Source organism: Streptococcus sp. HMSC070B10 (assembly GCF_001808665.1).
GTDB lineage: Bacteria > Bacillota > Bacilli > Lactobacillales > Streptococcaceae > Streptococcus.
Genome location: NZ_KV794164.1, coordinates 1 through 576, shown reverse-complemented (window position 1 = coordinate 576; position 576 = coordinate 1). Strand labels below are relative to the sequence as shown.

Here is a 576-nt window from a genome sequence, read left to right as displayed (position 1 = left end):
ACCTGTGAGACAAAAAATTCTAGTTTTTTAATCTTATCATTCAAATCCTGAATACCCGACTCGATTTGAAACTTGGTATTGTAGAGGATGGTCTTCTCAGAGAAGGCTTTCCCCCAATTGAGACTAAAGAGGTCTGTGATTTGATTTAGCCAGTTCTCCCTCACTTGAATCTGAGCTTCTACGATAGCTAACTGCTCTTCTCTCAGCTTTTTCAATTCCTTAAGCTGGTCTAGGTCCAAATCTCCATATCCAGAGATCTGAGCATCCGCATCTTTGTAGGATGTCAACTCTAGTTGGATATCATCTATCGCTGCTTGTAACTTCTTGATGCTGGGGATGATAATCTCTATAAAGAGACCTTTACCAGCTGTGTAGGCTGCTCCTGTCAACTCACCTGAGTCTAAAGAGGAAATCAGGTGATCACAGCCACTAGATAAGCGGTCTGTGACTTCATTTGCGACTCGGAGGTTGTTCGTCATGGCCTGAATCAATTCTTGGGATTCTTGTGCGCTGTATTTTACTCCCATGGTAGCCGATTCCTTTCCGCTATCAGTTCTTCTCTGGCTTCATCGAAAG

At 43.1% G+C, this 576-nt stretch carries 1 pseudogene; it reads right to left on the bottom strand.

Annotated elements, in window-relative coordinates:
• Positions 1 to 527 (bottom strand): annotated as a pseudogene (locus HMPREF2613_RS04925) (LXG domain-containing protein); the annotation flags it as partial.
• Between the last annotated feature and the right edge of the window lie 49 nt (positions 528 to 576).